At 67.8% G+C, this 19,195-nt stretch carries 17 protein-coding genes; 12 read left to right on the top strand and 5 right to left on the bottom strand.

Annotated features, from left to right (window positions below; translation table 11 throughout):
• Nucleotides 1-9 precede the first annotated feature (9 nt).
• Together ASE34_RS06335 and ASE34_RS06330 are read right to left on the bottom strand one after the other, a co-directional pair.
• Nucleotides 10-387 carry an SHOCT domain-containing protein gene (locus tag ASE34_RS06335; protein WP_056277875.1) on the bottom strand — a complete coding sequence of 126 codons (378 nt, stop codon included), beginning with the start codon at nt 385-387 and terminating at the stop codon, nt 10-12.
• Nucleotides 388-431: 44 nt separating this feature from the next.
• The gene (locus tag ASE34_RS06330; RefSeq protein ID WP_056277873.1) at nt 432-689 is read right to left on the bottom strand and encodes a hypothetical protein; all 258 of its coding nucleotides are present in this window, start codon (nt 687-689) and stop codon (nt 432-434) included.
• A gap of 207 nt (nt 690-896) precedes the next feature.
• On the opposite strand from ASE34_RS06330, the gene ASE34_RS06325 reads away from it, so the two are divergent.
• The 6 genes from ASE34_RS06325 to ASE34_RS06300 all read left to right on the top strand — a co-directional run bounded on the left by ASE34_RS06325 (nt 897) and on the right by ASE34_RS06300 (nt 9,896).
• Nucleotides 897-3,419, top strand: coding sequence for a LuxR C-terminal-related transcriptional regulator (locus tag ASE34_RS06325; RefSeq protein WP_157538130.1), 2,523 nt, complete (start codon nt 897-899; stop codon nt 3,417-3,419).
• Nucleotides 3,420-3,482: 63 nt separating this feature from the next.
• The gene (locus tag ASE34_RS06320; RefSeq protein WP_235567447.1) at nt 3,483-4,607 is read left to right on the top strand and encodes an AI-2E family transporter; all 1,125 of its coding nucleotides are present in this window, start codon (nt 3,483-3,485) and stop codon (nt 4,605-4,607) included.
• Between the two features lie 14 nt (nt 4,608-4,621).
• Nucleotides 4,622-6,088, top strand: coding sequence for a hypothetical protein (locus tag ASE34_RS06315; protein WP_200955161.1), 1,467 nt, complete (start codon nt 4,622-4,624; stop codon nt 6,086-6,088).
• The gene (locus ASE34_RS06310; protein WP_056277868.1) at nt 6,085-7,509 is read left to right on the top strand and encodes a DUF2252 domain-containing protein; all 1,425 of its coding nucleotides are present in this window, start codon (nt 6,085-6,087) and stop codon (nt 7,507-7,509) included. Before ASE34_RS06315 ends, ASE34_RS06310 begins: the two co-directional genes overlap by 4 nt.
• Before the next feature lie 9 nt (nt 7,510-7,518).
• Nucleotides 7,519-8,277: an ion channel gene (locus ASE34_RS06305; protein ID WP_235567446.1), complete on the top strand. Its 759-nt coding sequence runs from the start codon at nt 7,519-7,521 to the stop codon at nt 8,275-8,277.
• Complete coding sequence (locus tag ASE34_RS06300; RefSeq protein ID WP_056277862.1) at nt 8,274-9,896, top strand: MFS transporter; 1,623 nt, start codon at nt 8,274-8,276, stop codon at nt 9,894-9,896. Before ASE34_RS06305 ends, ASE34_RS06300 begins: the two co-directional genes overlap by 4 nt.
• Before the next feature lie 25 nt (nt 9,897-9,921).
• On the opposite strand, the gene ASE34_RS06295 is transcribed toward ASE34_RS06300, so the two are convergent.
• Complete coding sequence (locus ASE34_RS06295; RefSeq protein ID WP_082586541.1) at nt 9,922-10,905, bottom strand: LacI family DNA-binding transcriptional regulator; 984 nt, start codon at nt 10,903-10,905, stop codon at nt 9,922-9,924.
• A 160-nt stretch (nt 10,906-11,065) separates the two neighbouring features.
• On the opposite strand from ASE34_RS06295, the gene ASE34_RS06290 reads away from it, so the two are divergent.
• From ASE34_RS06290 to ASE34_RS17760, 5 genes are all read left to right on the top strand, one after another.
• A complete protein-coding gene (locus ASE34_RS06290) occupies nt 11,066-11,983 on the top strand; it encodes a carbohydrate ABC transporter permease (protein WP_056277859.1) in 918 nt (305 codons plus the stop codon).
• Nucleotides 11,984-12,029: 46 nt separating this feature from the next.
• Entirely contained in the window at nt 12,030-12,875 is an 846-nt protein-coding gene (locus ASE34_RS06285) for a carbohydrate ABC transporter permease (protein ID WP_056277856.1), read from the top strand.
• Nucleotides 12,876-12,943: 68 nt separating this feature from the next.
• Nucleotides 12,944-14,302 (top strand): ABC transporter substrate-binding protein, encoded by a 1,359-nt coding sequence (locus tag ASE34_RS06280; protein ID WP_056277853.1) that lies wholly within the window; start codon nt 12,944-12,946, stop codon nt 14,300-14,302.
• A 65-nt stretch (nt 14,303-14,367) separates the two neighbouring features.
• Nucleotides 14,368-16,110: a glycoside hydrolase family 35 protein gene (locus tag ASE34_RS06275; protein ID WP_056277850.1), complete on the top strand. Its 1,743-nt coding sequence runs from the start codon at nt 14,368-14,370 to the stop codon at nt 16,108-16,110.
• A 37-nt stretch (nt 16,111-16,147) separates the two neighbouring features.
• Nucleotides 16,148-16,513 (top strand): HNH endonuclease, encoded by a 366-nt coding sequence (locus tag ASE34_RS17760; RefSeq protein WP_053099033.1) that lies wholly within the window; start codon nt 16,148-16,150, stop codon nt 16,511-16,513.
• A 9-nt stretch (nt 16,514-16,522) separates the two neighbouring features.
• Here the strand turns inward: ASE34_RS17760 and ASE34_RS06265 are convergent, their stop codons facing one another.
• Nucleotides 16,523-17,044 carry a hypothetical protein gene (locus ASE34_RS06265; protein WP_056277847.1) on the bottom strand — a complete coding sequence of 174 codons (522 nt, stop codon included), beginning with the start codon at nt 17,042-17,044 and terminating at the stop codon, nt 16,523-16,525.
• The gene (locus ASE34_RS06260) at nt 17,041-17,538 is read right to left on the bottom strand and encodes a metallophosphoesterase family protein (protein ID WP_056277844.1); all 498 of its coding nucleotides are present in this window, start codon (nt 17,536-17,538) and stop codon (nt 17,041-17,043) included. The genes ASE34_RS06265 and ASE34_RS06260 overlap by 4 nt, the downstream gene beginning before the upstream one ends.
• A gap of 147 nt (nt 17,539-17,685) precedes the next feature.
• On the opposite strand from ASE34_RS06260, the gene ASE34_RS06255 reads away from it, so the two are divergent.
• Nucleotides 17,686-19,146, top strand: coding sequence for an MFS transporter (locus ASE34_RS06255; protein WP_053095475.1), 1,461 nt, complete (start codon nt 17,686-17,688; stop codon nt 19,144-19,146).
• The last annotated feature ends 49 nt before the right edge of the window (nt 19,147-19,195 follow it).

Here is a 19,195-nt window from a genome sequence, read left to right as displayed (position 1 = left end):
CTTCGTCGGCTATGACGCCAGCGCCTTCGCCTTGAGCGTCTCGAACTCGGCCTGGGTGATCACGCCCGAGTCCAGGAGTCCGCGAGCCTTCGCGATGTCGTCCGCAGGCGAAGACCCTGCGGTCTCCCGGATGTAGGCGGCCTGAGCCGCCTGCAGTCCGGCGATCTGCTCCCCTCGCCGCTGCGCCATCCCCTGCCCTCGGGCGATGAGGTACACGAGTGATGTCAGGAACGGGAGGAAGACGAGGAAGATGATCCACACCGCTTTCAGCCATCCGTTCAGAGAGCTGTCTCGGAAGAGGTCACCGATGATCGTGAAGACGACCATGAGGTAGGAGATGAAGACGAAGGACCAGAAGAACCAGGCCACGAGATCCCAGATGGACATGCGCGATCCCTTTCGATCGGAGGTGGTGAGTACCAGGTCTGAAGTTAGCCAGGCGCGGATGCCCCCGCGTCACCCTGCCCGGGTGACCCGGCGTCAGATGCAGGGACCGGATTCACCGAGATGACCTCGATGTGGAGGTCGTCGAATGCCCCGAGCAGGCCCAGCAGGCGCGGCTGATCATCGATCGGTCCGAGGATGCTCGTCAGTCCACCAGGACGAGGCTGCACCGTGAAGCCATCCAGTGCCTGTGCGAGCTGGGGGCTCATTCGTCCGCGGACGAGCACTTCGAAGACCTGGGTCATGACGGCAGCCTCCCTGGGGTGCACGAGCGGCGTGAACGCGCGAGCGCGACGGTCCCATGATGGACGCGCGGATCGCGGGCGTCCTCATCCTCTGCGGATGATCTGAAGTCGCTGTGGATGACGCGGCCGCGCCCTGCCATACTGACACCGGATTCGCCGATGACAGCCATACCTCCCCCGCCGGCTCACGCCGTCGAGCGACCACGATTGCGTAGTCGACTCGACGCGGCGCTGAACGCGCCCCTCAGCGTGGTCGTCGCTCCGGCCGGTTCCGGCAAGACCGTGCTGGTGTCGCAATGGGCGGCATCGCACCCCGACGTGCGCGTCAGCTGGATCGGGCTGGAGCCGGCCGACAGCGATCCACGCCGCCCGCTCGATCACCTGCTGAGTGCGGTGCTGCCCCCCGGCCGCGGGACGAGAGACCTCGGACGGCCTCATGCAGTCAACGCGCGCGCCTTGGGGCGTCCTGTCCTCGAGTCTCTCGTCGGCGTCTTCCGCGAGCATCCCCCCGTCGTGCTCGTGCTCGACGACCTGCACCATCTCGCCGGATCGCCGCTGCTGCCCGACCTCTGGTGGCTCGCCGACAATGTTCCCGAGCACACCCACCTCATCTTCTCGTCACGTATCGACTACGGCCTCGGCTGGGGTCACCATCGACTGAGCCACTCGCTGATCGAGCTGCGACAGAGCGACCTCGCGCTCGATGAGGCCGCGAGTGCGACGCTGCTCGAGCGGATCATCGGCGCTCCAGTCAGTCCTCGCACCCTCACAGCAGTGATGGAGCGCACTGAGGGATGGGCCGCCGGTGTCGTGCTGACCGGTCTCGGTCTGCGCAATGAAGACGATCCGGAGCACTTCGCGAGTGAACTTCGCGGCACCGATCGCCTCATCTCCGAGTATCTCAGCGAACAGGCCCTGGCCCAGCAGCCGCCCGAGCGACGGTCGCTGCTGCTGCACCTGTCGGGCCTCGACCGGATGTCCGCGGAACTCGTCGAGTCGATCCTCTCCGTCGACGACGCGACCTCGCTGTTCGAGGAGCTCGAGAGAGAGTCGATGTTCCTCGTCGCCCTCGATCGAAACCGGGAGTGGTTCCGCTTTCACCCGATGTTCCGAGAGCTCCTGCGCTACCGGTTGAAGGCCGAGCACCCCGGAGCGGCGACCGAGATCTGCACGGCCGCGGCCGATTGGCACCTCGCCCGGGGTGATGCGCCTTCAGCCATCGACTACCTCCTCGAGGCCGGATCGTGGGAGCGGGCGGCGACCGTCATCTCCGGACACGGCCGCGAGGTGCTCGAACGCAACGACACGGTGTCGGTCAGTCGGTGGCTCGATGCTTTGCCGGCAGAGTTCCGTGCGACCCGACCTGACGTCGAGATCCTCCGCGGGATGCTGCTGATGATGAACGGAGACGCGGCCCGAGCCGAGGACGTGCTGCGCGAACAGGCCGATCGGCCAACGCTCACACCGGGCCGTTCGGTGGTCATTCATACGTTCCTCGCCGCGCGGGCGCAGTTCCGGTCTGACCCCCGCATCGCACTGCAGGCTGCGGAGTCGGCTGCGGCACTGCTCAGCGAGCATCCCGATCTGCACCCGCCCGAGCTGCTGGGCCTCACGCACCCGCACCTGCTGCGCACGAGTTCGCTGACCTCGGCGGGCCGAGCGCTCTTCCTCTCGGGCGATCTCACCGCGGCGCGACGACGATTCGACGAGGCGCTCGCCGCGCCAGGGGGCCAGTACAGCCTGTATCGCATCCATCTTCTCGGCTCGCTCGCACTGCTGGAAGCGTGGGCAGGACGGCTGCGCCGTGCCGCGGCGGTCTCCGAGGAGGCACTGGATCTCGCCGCCGAGACCGGCCTGCTCGCACATCCGTCGCCGGCGGACGCCTTCCTGGCGGCGGCACTCGCATCGATCGAGCGAGCCACGCCGTCCTTCGCCGCGGTGTCCCTGCACGAGGGTGCGCTCCGCGCCGCCGCGAACCACCGCACTCAGCTCATGTGGATCGCGCACCTTGAGACGGTTCTCAGCAAGGGAGACGCCGTGGACCCGGTCGAGCGTCTGCCGTCGACCCCGCCTCCGATCGTCGCGGTGGCGCTCGAGGCCGAAGAGGCTCGCGCACTCCGCCTCGCGCATGCACCGAACGGCGGGTTGCGCCATCCGACCGCAGGACGCTGGTCTCCTCTGACCTTCGAGGCGACAGCCGCCGCACTGACGCGCAACCGTCCCGACCTCGCTCGTGCCCACCTCGATGTGGTCACCCCGGAGCCGCCCGAGTCGATGCCGCGCGCCCGTGTGGAACAGCTCCTCCTCCGCTCGTGGCTCGATGCCCGCGAGCGTGGGACGGGCGCGGGTGCGGAAGCCATGCACAAGGCCCTCGATCTGGCGTCACGGCATGATCTGGTCGCCGTCTTCGTGCGCGCCGGCCCCGAGGTCATGCGCCTGATCGCCGACCTCCCCGGCACCTCGACGCCGTTCCGCGCCACCGTGCTGGAGAGGGCGAGCCTGCTCCGCCGCGCCCGCGCGACCTCGCCCGAACTGGCCGAGCAACTGACCGACCGCGAGCTCGAGATCCTCACCTACCTTCCGACTCGCATGACCAACACCGAGCTGGCAGCCCGCTGCTATGTGTCGCCCAACACGATCAAGACCCACATGGCTCACATCTACCGAAAGCTCGCGGTGCCCAACCGCAACACGGCCGTCGCGCGCGCACAGGACCTCGGCCTGATCTGACCCCGCGGTATATCGCCCTGAAAGGGTGACGCGGCCGTGCGCCCTGCGCCCGAGAGTGGCACCGTGAGCGATGCGAGCGTGCCTGAGGAGTCACCCCCTCAGCTTCGGCGCGCCACACGCGGGCCGCGACCACGCAGCATCCAGATCACCGTGACGCGCCCCCTGCTGTTCGGCTTCGCGCTGGTTCTCGGCGGGCTCGGCGCGTTCGTCCTCGGCGTCGCCGCGAGCTCGGTCGCCACGATCCTCATCTACATCGCGATTGCCCTCTTCGTCGCCCTCGGCCTCGACCCGGTGATCCGCTGGCTGGAGGCACACCGGGTGTCGCGAACGCGCGGACTGCTGATCGTCTCGGGCGGCTTCCTCGTCTTCCTCGCCGTCGTGATCGGGTTCATCCTCCCGCCCGCCCTGGTGCAGGTGGGCGAGTTCGCACGCTCCATCCCCGCGGCCATCGCCGACTTCCGCACCTCGGAGGCGTACACAGCCTTCGAAGCACAGGTCGGAGATGTCGTCGGAACCGCACTCGATCAACTCGCGGCGTTCTTCGCGGATCCCGGCAACCTGCTCGCCGTCGGAGGCGGAGTGCTCGCCGTGGGTTTCGGCGTCGGCAACGCGATCTCCGGTGTGATCATCGTCGTCGTCCTCACGCTGTACTTCCTCGCGTCGCTGTCGTCCATCAAGTCCGCGTTCTACTCGCTCGCACCCGCGCGCGATCGAGCCAGACTCCGATCGCTCACGGAACAGATCACCGACTCGATCGGCGGATATCTCATCGGGATGGTGGTGCTCGCCGCCTGCAATGCGGTGTTCGCGACCCTCCTGCATCTGATATTGGGGCTCCCGGCTCCTGCGTTCATGGGGCTGGCCGCCTTCCTGATCACCCTGATACCGCTCATCGGTCCGGTCGCGTACTGGATCTTCGCCTCGGTCGTCGCGCTGTTCAGCGACCCCCTGCTCGCGCTGATCTTCGCGGTGCTGTATCTGATCTACATGCAGTTCGAGGCATATCTGCTGACTCCGCGCATCATGAACAGGGCGATCGCGGTGCCAGGGTCGCTCGTGATCATCGGGGCGCTCATCGGCGGGGCCCTGCTCGGTCTGCTCGGCGCACTGGTGTCGATCCCGATCACCGCCGCGATACTTCTGATCATCAAGCAGGTCCACATCCCGCGTCAGAACGCGAGAGTCTGAGGACGGAGAATCACATGGCACGATCCACGGTCCAGGAGCTGCAGCGGCGCCTCGCTGCCCTCGAAGCCGAGAACAGCGCCCTCCGTGGCGGCATCCCGGCGGCAACCCCCGCCTCGACACCCGATCCGGTCGGGTCGCGCCGCCGATCCCGCGGGTGGGGACGCACTCTCTCGGCCACCGTCCTCATCGTGCTGGGAACGCTCATCGCACCCGTCGCCCTCGTCGCTGCCTGGGGCAACGTGCAGCTCACCGACACCGATCGATTCGTCGCGAGCTACGCCGTGCTCGCGAGCGATCCTGACGTGCAGTCCGCGGTCACCGATCAGGTTGTCGAGGCGATCGAGGGACAGGTCGACATACCGACCCTCACCACGGACGTGATCGACGGCATCATCGACCTCGGCACCGGCCCCGCGGCGACTCGTGCACTGGAGTTGCTGAAGGGACCCGCTGCGCAGGGACTGCAATCGCTCGTGGGAACCCTGGTCGAGCGCTTCGTCGAGTCCGAAGCGTTCGCGAACGTCTGGGCGTCGGCGCTCCGCATCAGCCACGCGCAGGTGGTGTCCGCGCTGCAGGACGATCCGGATGCGGCCATCGCACTCGGGTCCGACGGCACGATCGGGATTCAGCTGGCGCCGATCATCGACGCCGCGAAAGAAGTGCTCGTCGACCAGGGCGTCGGATTCGCGGCGTCGATTCCGACGGTCGATCGCACGATCACCGTCGCGCAGGTCGATTCCCTCGCCTCGGTCCAGCTCGCCTACGAGCTGGTGGTGGCCGCTGGACTCTGGTTGCCCTGGGTGGCGATCGTGTTCCTCGCCGCCGGCGTGGTCGTCGCGCGACGACGCTCGGTCGCGCTGGTCACCGCAGCGCTCTCCCTCGGTCTCGTGATGCTGATCGTGCTCGCGGGTCTCGCCATCGGCAGGGTGCTCTTCGACGCCGCTCTGCGCAGCAACGGCATCCCCGCGGATGCCGGGGGCGCGATCTACGAACTGGTCGGCGGCGCCATGCGCGACACCGCCGTGGCTGTGCTCGTGCTCGCGCTCGTCACCGCCGTGGTCGCGTGGTTCGCCGGCCCCTTCGACGTTCCACGACGACTTCGCGCCGTCGTCCACGGTGGCGCCGCCTCGCTGCGCGGCACCCTTGACCGGCGCGGCCTGAGCAGCGGACGCGTCGGCACGTGGATGTACTCGAGACGCGCTCTCCTGAGGGCTGCGATCATCGTGGCCGGTGCGGCGGTCGTGCTGCTCGTACGGCCGCTCACCCCCGCACTCGTGCTGTGGACTCTGGCCCTGTCGCTGCTCGTCGTCCTCGTCCTGGAGGTCGTCGAACGTCCGTCGTCCGACGATGACGATGCCGATGCCGATGCCGATGCCGATGCCATCGATGCCGTGGCGGCTGAGGACGACGCGCGGGACGAGATCTCGCGTGAGAAGGCTGCCCTCGCCTCCACCGACTCCCTTGGCCGAGCCAGCTCATGACTCGGTCCCCGGAGGTCGCGAAGCCGTTCGCCGAGCGGCGCGATGAAGGACGCGCCGCTCGATCGCGAATGCCCCGGTCGCAGCTCGCAGCATGGTCACCGGCCACGGACCGGCCGGATCCCATCTATCTGCTCGAGGAGCAGGGGCGATCACGGGTGCAGGAACTCACGCCGGTGCGGTACGCGCGCATGGCCGTGTCCCCGCTCGCCTTCTATCGGGGGGCGGCCCTGCACATGGCATCGGACCTCGCCTCGTCCGAGCACACCGGCATCATCGCGCAGCTCTGCGGAGACGCGCACCTGTCGAACTTCGGACTGTTCAGCTCCCCTGAGCGGCACCTGATCTTCGATATCAACGACTTCGATGAGACGCTTCCAGGGCCGTTCGAGTGGGATGTGAAACGACTCGCGGCGAGCTTCGCGGTGGCCAGCAGGCAGCGTGGATTCAGCGCTGACGAGGAGCGCGCCTGCGTCGTGGCCGCGGCACACGGCTATCGCACCGCGATGAGGGCGGCGGCCAAGTCGAGGGTGCTCGACGCCTGGTACGACCGACTCGACGCAGAGAGTGCGAGGCTGTCGACCCGTCAGGCACAGCTCGACCGGCAGGTGGGAGACGAGGAGGTGCGCCGGCTGGACGTGACGATCGACAAGGCGCGAAAACGCGATCATCGGAAGGCTTTCAAGAAGCTGGTGCGCGTCGTCGACGGCCACCTGCGCATCGTCGCGGCGCCGCCGCTGATCGTCCCCGTCGAGGATCTCATCCGCGACGCGGGGCGCGCGGCAGACGAAGCGGATGTGATGCACCAGGTGTTGGGCGCGTATCGGACGACGCTCGTCAGCGAACGGCATCCGATCGCCGAGTACAGGTACCGACACATGGCTCGAAAGGTCGTCGGTGTCGGAAGCGTGGGGACACGCGCCTGGGTGCTCCTGCTCAGCGGACGCGACGACGACGACCCTCTGCTCCTTCAGGCGAAGGAGGCTCAGGCATCTGTGCTGGAGCGCTTCCTCGGGCCGAGCGAGTTCGACGACCACGCGGAACGCGTCGTGCGGGGCCAGCGCCTCATGCAGGCATCCAGCGACATCTTCCTCGGATGGCAATCCGTCGTCGGTCTCGACGGGCAGCCCCGCGACTTCTACATCCGGCAGCTGCAGGACGGGAAGGGGGGAATCGACCCGGACACGATGAGCGTGCGGGGTGCGATCCTGTACGCGCGGATCTGCGGGGAGACACTGGCTCGAGCCCATTCCCGCTCGGGAGACCGGGTGCAGATCGCGGGGTACATGGGGCGGAGCGAGATGTTCGAGGAGGCGATCGCGGACTTCGCCGCGGCGTACGCCGATCAGAACGACAGCGACTTCCGGGCTCTGAAGACGGCTCTGGCATCGGGGCGACTGCCGAGCGAGCACGGACCGGTGTGAGGCGCCTCCATGGGATCCCGATACACGATGCGTGAACCCGCGATTCTCGGGGCACACGTCGCGAGGCCGGTGTCCGGATGGCCGTCCGGTTATTGGCTCGTGCTCGCGCTGCTCGTGCTCACCTACGGGCTGTGCGCCGCTCAGGGCACGACCGACCCGAGCCCGCCGGCGTTCGTGGTGCAACTGGTCACCGTCGCCGTCGTGCTTCGCGTGACCGAGGCCCACGCCCGGATGCAGCGCATCGCCTGGATCGTCCTCTCGGCGGCGGGCATCGCCGCGATCGTGGTCGCAGTGTTCGACCTGCAGGGACACGCACTCGACATCGCGCTGTCGGCGGCGTCGATGGTCGCGTTCCTCATCGCACCGGTCGCGATCATCAGACACCAGGTCACGCGGCGGGGCCTGGATGCCGAGGCTCTGCTCGCCGCGATCTCGGCGTACGTCCTGGTGGGCATGTTCTTCGCTCTCGTCTACAACCTCGGCGCGCTTCTGACCATCTCGCCGACCTTCGGTGAAGAGGTCGTCGATTCCCTCTCGAGCCAGCTGTTCTTCTCGTACACGACGCTCACGACCACCGGCTACGGCAACATCGTTCCGGTGAGCCCCGCCGTGCAGGGAATCGCCGTCGCCGAGGCGGTCACCGGACAGCTGTTCCTGATCACGGCCGTGGCGCGGATCATGCGCGGCAACCGCCGTCCCGCGTCCGAGGCGGCCCCCGAGGTATCGCCCGCACCTGCACACGCACCCACGCCCGAGGAGATGTCATGAAGAAGTGGAACGTCGTCATCGTGCTCGGCGCCGCGCAGTTCGTCATGGTGCTTGACGGAACCGTCATGAACGTGTCGATATCGACGGTCGTGAGCGATCTCGACACCTCCGTGACGGCGATGCAGGCGGCGATCACGTTCTACACCCTGACCATGGCGGCGTTCATGCTCTTCGGGGCGAAGCTCGGCGATGTGTGGGGTCGACGCCGCGCCTTCGTGATCGGTTCGTGCGTCTATGCCGCAGGCTCCCTCATCACGGCGCTGAGTCCGTCCGTGGGGTTCCTGTTCCTCGGGTGGTCGATCATCGAGGGGCTGGGCGCGGTGCTGGTGATCCCCGCAATCGCCGCCCTCGTCGCCGACAACTACCGAGGTGCCGAGCGCGTCACGGCCTTCGCCGTCATCGGCGCCGTGTCGGGTGCGGCCGTCGCGGCTGGTCCGTTGATCGGCGGAGCGGTGACCACCTACTCGAGCTGGCGGTTCGTCTTCGTCGCCGAGGTGGTGATCATGCTGGGCGTCGTGCTGTGCGCTCGCATCATCGCCGATTCCACCCCGCGACAGAGCATCCGCATCGACATCGGCAGCGTGCTGCTCTCGTCTGCCGGTCTCGTCCTGATCGTCTTCGGCATGCTGCAGAGCAAGACGTGGGGGTGGGTGCTGCCCCTGTACACGCCGGAGATCGCGGGCATCCCCATCGCACCCCTCGGAGTCTCTCTGACGACCTGGTGCATCGCGCTCGGCGCCGCTCTGATCACGCTCTTCATCAGGTGGCAGCGACGGCTGATGCGCGACGGCCGATCTCCTCTGATGCAGCCGGACCTGTTCTCCATCACGACTCTGCGCAGCGGGCTCTCGGTACTCGGCGCCCAGTACGCCGTGACGGCAGGGCTGTTCTTCATGGTCCCGGTCTACCTGCAGATGACACTCGGATTCGACGCGCTCGAGACGGGCATCAAGATCTTCCCGCTCTCGGTCTCGTTGATCCTCTTCTCGATCATCGGCACCGCTCTGTCTCGGCGGTGGTCGCCTCGCCGCATCGTGAGAGCCGGGCAGTCGACCCTCGTGCTCAGCGCCGTCCTGCTGCTCGGCTCGGTGACCGAGGACCTCCGCGGCGGCCTGTTCGCGGTCGGCATGTTCCTCGCCGGCAGCGCTCTCGGTCTTCTGGCCTCGCAGCTCGGCAACGTCAACATGTCGAGCGTGAGCGAGAAGGACACGAGTGAAGCCGGCGGACTGCAGGGCGTCTTCCAGAATCTCGGCTCATCGCTCGGAACAGCGTTGATCGGGTCGCTGCTGATCGGGGCGCTGTCGACCTCGTTCGCGTCGGGAGTCGCCGTGAGCGATCTTCCGAACGACGTGCGCGAGACGGTGAGCGCCGCGACAGACCGCGGCGTCACAGTGGTGCCCGCAGCCGACGTCACCGGAATCGGGGAAGCGGCCGGCCTCAGCGACGAGGACTCGAGCGAACTCGCCGACATCTACCGCGAGTCGCAGCTCTCGTCACTCCGCGTGTCGTTCGTCGGGCTGATCGTGATCAGCCTGCTGTCGATCCTGTTCTCGCGGGGCATCCCGGCAGGGTTGTCGATCCGGCGAAAAGACGGCGCCGACGTGGCGGAGAAGGCCTGATCGGCGTGTCCCTCGCCGTGTGAACTCAGATCCGCGGCGCTGCCGTGCTCTCGCGCACGATGAGCTCGGTGCCGACGAGCGGCGTCTGACTGCGCTCTCCCCCATCGAGCTCGGCGAGGAGGGCGTCGACCGCGAGAGCGCCGACCTTCTCGGGATGCTGCTGCACCGTGGTCAGCGGCGGCCACAGTTGGGCGGCATCCGGCAGGCCGTCGAACCCGACCACGCTGACGTCGCCGGGAATGTCTCGACCGGCCTCGCGGAATGCCCGCACGACGCCGATCGCCATCTGGTCGTTCGCCGCGAACACGGCGGTGACGCCGTCGTCGTCACGCAGGCGGAGCCCGGCGCGATAGCCGGATTCGGCTGACCAGTCGCCCTGCAGCGGCTCGGGTGCCTCGATGCCGCGATCCATGAGAGTCGAGCGCCAGGACTCGCGTCGACGCTCTGCGGAATAGGACTTCGCCGGTCCTGCGACGTGCCAGACGGTCTCATGGCCGAGGTCGAGCAGGTGCTCGGTCGCGAGGCGCGCACCCTGAGCCTGATCCGTGTCGACGAACGGGTGAGTCGTGCCGCGGTTCGAGTCGACGAGCACGACGGGCAGACCGTCGGGGATCTCGACCTCGGCCTCGTCGAGCTGATGCGCCTCGATCACGATGATGATCCCGTCGACGGCGTGCTCCTCCAGGCGGCGGAAGGCTCCCGCGACGGTGTCGCGGGCACTCGACTCGACGGGGATGAGGGTGAGGGCGTATCCCCTCTGCGAGGCGCGCACGGCGATCGCATCGAGCGTGCGCTGGTTGCCGTACGAGCTGAAGGAGAACATGATGACGCCGATCGCCCGGAATCGGCCGGATCGCAGCGCACGAGCCGCACTGTTGGGCCGGTAGCCGAGCCGCTGCATGGCGTCTTCGACGCGCTCCCTGGTGGCGGCGCCGACGTAGCCGCGCGCGTTCACGACGCGCGACACGGTCTGTCCGGAGACACCGGCCTCGCGGGCCACGTCCTCCATGGAGGGGTCTCGCCGCCGCTGCGGCGGCTCTGCCGACTGTACCGAGGTCACGAGCACTCATCCATTCATGTGTTGACGTTGACACACTAGCAGTGCATCGAATATGTTGACGTTGACACACGGCGCCGTGAGCGCCCGATCTCTAAGAAGGTTCTCGTCAATGACGACTCAAGATTCCGCAGCCCTGGCGGACCACGGCATCCGCCGGCGCGAGAAGCGCGACTGGAAGGGATGGGCCTTCGTCGGCCCGTTCATGGTCGTCTTCGCCCTGGTCTTCCTGACCCCGCTCGCCTACGCGCTCTACCTCAGCTTCTTCCAGGAGAAGCTGATCGGCGGCACGGCGTTCGTCGGGTTCGACAACTACGTCCGCGCGCTCACCGACCCGCAGTTCTGGGAGGCGTTCGGCCGCGTGGTGCTGTTCCTCGTGGTGCAGGTGCCGATCATGCTCGTCCTGGCGCTGGCCGCGGCGCTCGCCCTCGACAGCGCACGTCTGCGCGGCGCATCGTTCTTCCGCATCCTGATCTTCCTGCCGTACGCGGTGCCCGCGGTCGTCGCGGTGCTCATGTGGGGGTACATCTACGGCGACCAGTTCGGTCTGACGTCGAACTTCAACGACTTCCTCGGCAGCGACCTCATCACGCCCTTCGCCCGGGAGTGGATCCTGGTCTCGATCGGCAACATCGTGACCTGGCAGTTCGTCGGCTACAACATGCTGATCTTCTACTCGTCGCTGAAGACCATCCCCACCGACATGTACGAGGCGGCGTCGCTCGACGGCGCGGGCGCATGGCGCACGATCTTCTCGATCAAGATCCCCTCGGTGCGCGGTGCTCTCGTGATCGCCACGATCTTCTCGATCATCGGCAGCTTCCAGCTCTTCAACGAACCCAACATCCTGCGGCCCCTGGCTCCGAACGTGATCACGACGTACTTCACCCCCAACATGTACGCGTACAACCTCTCGTTCGCCGGACAGCAGTTCAACTACGCCGCGACGATCGCCATCATCATGGGCGTCATCACCGCAGTGATCGCCTACGTCGTGCAGCTGCGCGGCTCGAAGTCGGAGGTGCGCTGACATGGCACTCCCCCTCGCCCGTCCCTCGCAGAAGCGCCACGATCTAATGAATCCGCGCAAGTCGAAGATCCTGCTGATCGTCATGGTGATGTACGCCCTGTACACACTGGTGCCGCTCGTCTGGCTGCTGTTCAGCTCGACCAAGACGCAGTCCGGGCTGTTCAGCTCGTTCGGGCTCTGGTTCTCCGACGACTTCGCATTCGTCGACAACTTGGTGGCGACCTTCTCGTATCAGGACGGCATCTTCCTGCGCTGGCTCGGCAACACGCTGCTCTACGTCGTGGTCGGCGCCGGAGGCGCGACGCTGCTCGCCACCATGGCCGGCTACGGCCTGGCGAAGTACCGCTTCCCCGGCCGCCGCGCGGTGTTCGCCGTCGTGCTCGGCGCGGTCGCCGTGCCGGGCACCGCCCTCGCCGTGCCGACCTTCCTGCTCTTCAGCGAGCTCGGGCTCACGAACACCCCGTGGGCGGTGATCATCCCCTCGCTGATCAGCCCGTTCGGTCTGTACCTGATCTGGGTGTTCGCGTCGGAGTCCGTGCCGACCGAGCTGCTGGAAGCGGCCCGCATCGACGGCGCCGGAGAGTTCCGCACCTTCTTCACGATCTCGATGCGACTGCTCGCACCGGGCATCGTGACGGTGACCCTGTTCACCGTGGTCGCGACGTGGAACAACTACTTCCTGCCGCTGATCATGCTCTCCGACCCGGCCTGGTACCCGCTCACCGTCGGCCTGAACCAGTGGAGCGCTCAGGCGATCGGCGCCGGATCTCAGCCGATCTACAACCTCGTGATCATGGGCTCCCTCCTCACCATCATCCCGATCGTCATCGCCTTCCTGCTGCTGCAGAGGTTCTGGCAGTCAGGTCTCACCGCCGGAAGCGTCAAGCAGTAGCCTCCGGCACCCTCCGCACCGCCCCCTGTCGGTCCGACGCTGGACCGCACCCCCGAAAGGACACAGCAATGAAGCACCTTCCCTCACCCGGCGCACGGCGCACCCTCACGGTGCTCGCGGCCGGAACCGTGGCAGCGCTGGCGCTGGCCGGCTGCAGCACCGGCGACTCCGGCTCCGGCGGCAGCGCTGCCGGCGACGGCTCGTTCGACTCCGTCGAGGCCGCTCTCGAGAAGGGCGGCGAGATCACGTACTGGTCGTGGACCCCCTCCGCCGAGGCTCAGGTCGAGGCGTTCGAGAAGGAGTACCCGAACGTCAAGGTGAACGTGGTCAACGCGGGCACCAACAACGAGGAGTACACCAAGCTGCAGAACGCCATCAAGGCGGGCTCCGGCGCCCCCGACGTCGTGCAGATGGAGTACTACGCCTTCCCGCAGTTCGCGCTGACGGATGCCTTCGTCGACCTCTCGCAGTACGGCTTCGCCGACTTCGAGGACGACTACACCGCCTCGACCTGGAACTCCGTCACCGACGGCGACGCGATCTACGGCCTCCCGCAGGACTCCGGCCCCATGGCGCTCTTCTACAACAAGGCCGTGTTCGACGCCGCCGGCGTCACCGTACCCACCACGTGGGACGAGTACTACGAGGCGGCGAAGGCGATCCACGCCGCGAACCCCGACGCCTACATCACGAACGACACCGGCGACGCCGGCTTCGCGACCTCGATGATCTGGCAGGCCGGCGGCAAGCCGTTCGAGACGTCGGGCACCGACGTCACGATCGACCTGCAGGACGACGGATCGAAGAAGTGGACCGAGAACTGGAACCGCCTCGTCGAGGAGGACCTGCTCGCGCCCTACGGCAGCTGGAGCGACGAGTGGTTCCGCGCTCTCGGCGACGGCAGCCTCGCGACCCTCGTGATCGGCGCCTGGATGCCGGGCAACCTGATCACGGGCGCCCCCGACGGTGCCGGTGACTGGCGCGTCGCTCCGATGCCGACCTACGACGGCACCCCGGCGACCGCGGAGAACGGCGGCGGCGGCCAGGCCGTGACCACGCAGAGCAAGAACCCGGCACTCGCCGCCGGATTCCTGTGGTGGCTGAACAACTCGGAGGAGAGCATCTCGACGTTCCTCGAGTCCGGCGGATTCCCGTCGACGACCGCCGAGCTGTCGAGCGAGGAGTTCCTCGCCGACGCGCCCGAGTACTTCGGCGGCCAGAAGATCAACGAGGTCCTCGCCGCAGCGGCCGACGACGTGGTCGAGGGCTGGAGCTACCTGCCCTACCAGGTCTACGGCAACAGCATCTTCGGAGACACCGTGGGCCAGTCGTACCAGAACGGCACCGACCTGAACGAGGGCCTCATGACCTGGCAGGACGCGCTGGTCGAGTACGGCAACTCGCAGGGCTTCGCCGTCAACAAGTAATCGCACGTCCGGGCCGGACGGGGACTCGCTCTCCGTCCGGCCCTCCCCATCGAAAGCACCGCATCGTGACCTCCTTCTCCATCGGCGAGACAGACTTCCTCCGCGCCGGGCTCCCCCACCAGGTGATCTCCGGTGCCATCCACTACTTCCGGGTGCACCCCGACCAGTGGCAGGACCGCATCCGCAAGGCCCGTCTGATGGGACTCAACACGATCGAGACCTACGTCGCATGGAACGCTCACGAGCCTCGGCGCGGCGAGTGGGATGCCACGGGTTGGAACGACCTGGGCCGGTTCCTCGACCTGATCCAGGCGGAGGGCATGGATGCGATCGTGCGGCCCGGCCCCTACATCTGCGCCGAGTGGCACAACGGCGGGCTGCCGAACTGGCTCACCGCGGGCGAGCGCGAGCTGCGCTCCTCCGAGCCGACGTTCCTCGCCGATGTCAGCGACTACCTCCGCCGGGTCTACGACATCGTCGCGCCCCGGCAGATCGACCGTGGCGGCTCGGTCGTGCTCGTGCAGATCGAGAACGAGTACGGCGCGTACGGCTCGGACAAGGACTACCTCGAGGCGCTCGTCGCCCTCACCCGAGAAGCCGGTATCACCGTGCCCCTCACCACGGTCGACCAGCCGACCGATCGGATGCTGGCAGACGGCAGCCTCCCCGAGCTGCACAAGACCGGATCCTTCGGATCGCGCAGCGCCGAGCGCCTCGCCACCCTGCGCGCCCACCAGCCCACCGGCCCCCTGATGTGCTCCGAGTTCTGGGACGGCTGGTTCGACTGGTGGGGCGGCGTGCATCACACGACCGACGTGGACACCGCCGCCGCCGATCTCGACGAACTGCTGGCCGCGGGGGCCTCGGTGAACATCTACATGTTCCACGGCGGCACGAACTTCGGTCTCACGAACGGTGCCAACCACAAGGGCCGTTACCTGCCGATCGTCACGTCATACGACTACGACGCGCCTCTCGACGAGGCCGGCAACCCGACGGCGAAGTTCTTCGCCTTCCGCGACGTCATCGCGAAGTACGCGCCCGTCCCCGACGAGCTGCCCGCCGCGGCCACCGCGGCACCGGTCTTCTCCGTGCCGCTGAAGCCGGCGGGATCATGGACGGATGCCGCGGCATCGACGCCCGCATCCGCAGTTCCGCGGACATTCGACGAGCTGGAGCACCTGAGCGCTCTGATCCGGTACGACGTCGAGCTTCCCGAAGGGCGCGGCGGTCAGCTCGTGCTCGACGAGGTGCGCGACCTCGCCTGGGTGAGCGTCGACGGCCAGCCCGTCGGCATGCTCTCCCGCACCCGTCACGACCGTTCCCTGCGGATTCCCGCGGGACGGACGCTCAGCATCCTCGTCGAGGAGGGCGGCCGCGTGAACTACGACCACCGACTCGGCGAGCAGAAGGGTCTGATCGGCGCTCCTGCCCTCGACGGCACGCCGCTGACCGGCTGGCACTCGACCGCGCTGGACGTCGCAGGGATCGCGGCGGAGATCGGCTCCAGCGGCGGGAACACGTCGAGCGGCCCGGGAAGCGCACCCTCTGCGTGGGTCGCAGACTTCGCGCTCGACTCCGCCGCCGACCTGTTCCTCGACACCGTTGCCTGGAGCAAGGGCTATGCGTTCGTCAACGGGTTCTTCCTCGGACGGTACTGGCGCAACGGGCCGCAGCGCACCCTCTTCGTGCCGGCCCCGACGACGCGAGCGGGAGACAACCGGCTCATCGTGCTCGAGCTGGAGCAGCTGCTCGCGCCCACGGCCGACTTCGTGCCGGCGCTCGCTCTCGGCGACACCGAGGAATAGATCACAGGCACGGGCATCCGCCCAGTACCGTGTGTCTGTGCCGCGCCGAAGATTCTCCACCCCCACGCCCGCTGCGCGCGCCCGTCATGCGAAGCGGCGCCGGGGCCGGGTGGCCAGAGCGGACAACGACCTCACCGCCGAGCAGTGGGCCTCGCTGCAGGAGGCCTGGGGCGGATGTGCATACTGCGGAGCGGGCGACATCGCGCTCCAACGCGACTGCGTGATGCCGATCTCCCGCGGCGGTCGCTACACCGTCGAGAACGTGGTGCCCGCGTGCGGGTCCTGCAACGCGAGCAAGCGCAACGACGAGGTCACGTCGTGGCTCCGACGCAAGCGACTCGACGAGCGCGCTTTCCTCAGCCGGTATGACGCCATTCTCCGCGACCTGCGCCCGACCGACTGATCGGGCCCGTCACCCGCTGCGGCGGGACCTCCAGACGGCCGCGGTGAGGTGCGCGGCGTCGGCCCGGGTGATGCTCTGCCAGTTGCGACCGCCCCGCGCGAACGACTCGTGCACGCCGGACGGCACCGCGGCCGGCTCCACCGGACGATCGAGCCAGTCGCACGCGCGCACGTGCACGAGGTCGACTGCACGGGCTTCGCCCGACGCGTCGTAGCGCCAGGGCCCGGCGATCCGGCCGAGCCACAGCAGTCCGTCGACGTCGCGCGTCCAGACGAACGACCCCTCGGAAACCGAGGAGAACCTCTCGAGCCTGCGCGCCGCCCGCTCACCGAAGGCGGCATCGACTGCGGCGAGCGCGTCGGCCGGCGACTCCGGGATGCGGTCGAGGCGACCTCCCACTCCGCAGACCCCGATCCGCAGCGCGCGCTCGACCGCGAGCCCCTCGCGCACCCCGTCGTCGCGCGATCGCATCGGGGCGCGGTACGCCGCGGGAACCTCGATGTCGTTACCCGCGCGAGGTGCGGTGGTCATGCGAGCGGCACCAGCGTGGCGTCGACCCGTGCGCCGTCGATCGCCACCGACATCATCGTGCAGACGGGCTGCCTGCGGCGGTCGGTCGGCGACCCCGGGTTCAGCAGGCGCATCCCGGATGGGGCGACGGTGTCCCACGGGATGTGGGAGTGGCCGAACACGAGCAGGTCGACGCCCGGGAACGCCGCATCCATCCGCTCCTCGCGCCGCTGCTTCGGTCCGGTCTCGTGCACCACAGCGACCTCGACGTCCTCGACCGTCAGCCGTGCGATCTCGGGCAGTCGCTCTCGCAGCGCGGGGCCGTCGTTGTTCCCGTGGACGCCGACGAGCAGCCGCGACCGGGACTCGATCAGATCCAGCGTCGCGAGGTCGATCCAGTCCCCCGCGTGCACGACGATGTCGGCGTCGTCGACCGCTCGCAGCACCGCGTCGGGCAGTCGCTTGGCACGGGCGGGCACATGCGTATCGGCGATCAGCAGCAGTCTCGTCGTCACGGTTCTCCGTCTCGGGTGGGCACGGGCATCCGCCTCCGACTCTACGCACGCGGTCCAGCGGGATGTCATACGCACCCAGCAAACGTTCAGGAAGGCGTAGGATCTCTCGGTGCCTTGGTATACCGGGCCATGGATCTAAGGAGCTGTATGAGTACGTCCACCGCCCCCGCGAACCCGCGTTCGCGTGTCATCACGGCGAGCCTGGTCGGCACCACGATCGAGTTCTACGACTTCTACGCCTATGCGACAGCGGCCGTGCTCGTGTTCCCCGTGCTGTTCTTCCCCACCGGCAACGACACCACGTCGCTGCTGTCATCGTTCGCCGTGTTCGGCGCCGCCATGGTCGCCCGCCCCATCGGCGCGGTCGTCTTCGGCCACTTCGGCGACAAGTTCGGACGCAAGGCGACTCTCGTCGCCTCGCTGCTCACGATGGGCATCGCGACCTTCATCATCGGCCTTCTTCCCACGTTCCAGCAGATCGGCTGGTGGGCGGCACTGCTGCTGCTGATCCTGCGCCTCGCTCAGGGCTTCGCCCTCGGCGGCGAGTGGTCGGGTGCCGCGCTGGTCGCCACCGAGAACGCTCCGGCCGGCAAGCGCGCCTGGTACGGCACGTTCCCGCAGCTGGGCGCGCCGCTCGGCTTCATCATCGCCAACTTCCTCTTCCTCGGCATCAACTGGCTGCTTCCCCACGCCGACAACCCCGCACTGAAGTCCGAGGCCTTCCTGTCGTGGGGCTGGCGCATCCCGTTCCTCTTCTCGGCCGTCATGGTCATCATCGGCCTGTGGGTGCGTCTGAAGCTCGTCGAGTCCGACACCTTCAAGAAGGCCGAGAAGAAGGGCGCGATCCGCAAGCTGCCCCTCGCGACCGTGTTCCGCCACCACTGGAAGCAGCTGATCCTCGGCACGTTCATCATGCTGGCGACGTACGTGCTGTTCTACCTGATGACCAACTTCACCCTGGCGTACGGCACGAAGCCGGCCACGCTCGAGACGGCGTCCGCCGCCGCTCAGGCCGCTGCCGAGGCGACGGGCAAGGACTTCGACGCGTCGGCTTTCGCCGCGCAGTTCTATCCGGGACTCGGGTTCGCCTACACGGACTTCGTGCTCATGCAGATCGTCGGCGTCGTGTTCTTCGGCATCTTCACCCTGCTCTCCGGTCCCATCGCCGACACGATCGGGCGTCGCAAGCTGCTGCTGTGGGTCACCGGGCTCATCATCGTGTTCGGCTTCACGTTCAATGCGTTCCTGCTCCCCGCGATGGACCCGAAGTTCACGGGCGCCCTCGCGCAGGCGTTCCTCGTGTTCGGGTTCATGCTCATGGGCGCGACGTTCGGTCCGATGGGAGCGCTGCTGCCCGAGCTCTTCCCGACGAACGTCCGCTACACGGGATCCGCGATCTCCTACAACGTCTCGTCGATCCTCGGCGCAGCCGTCGCTCCGCTCATCGCGCTCTGGCTCTGGGAGCTCGGCGACGGCGCTCCGTGGCTGGTGGGACTGTACCTGTCGGCGATGGGCGTGCTGACCTTCATCGCGCTCCTGCTGTCGAAGGAGACCAAGGACAACGACTACGAATCGGACCTCGGAGTCGCGGCCGCCGTCGAACTCTGACGCGCTCGTCCACGCGAAGGGCGGCATCTCCTCGGGAGGTGCCGCCCTT

Source organism: Microbacterium sp. Root280D1 (assembly GCF_001428975.1).
Taxonomy (GTDB): Bacteria; Actinomycetota; Actinomycetes; order Actinomycetales; family Microbacteriaceae; genus Microbacterium.
The sequence above is the reverse complement of the archived record's forward strand: the minus strand, read 5'-3'. Positions and strand labels throughout refer to the sequence as shown.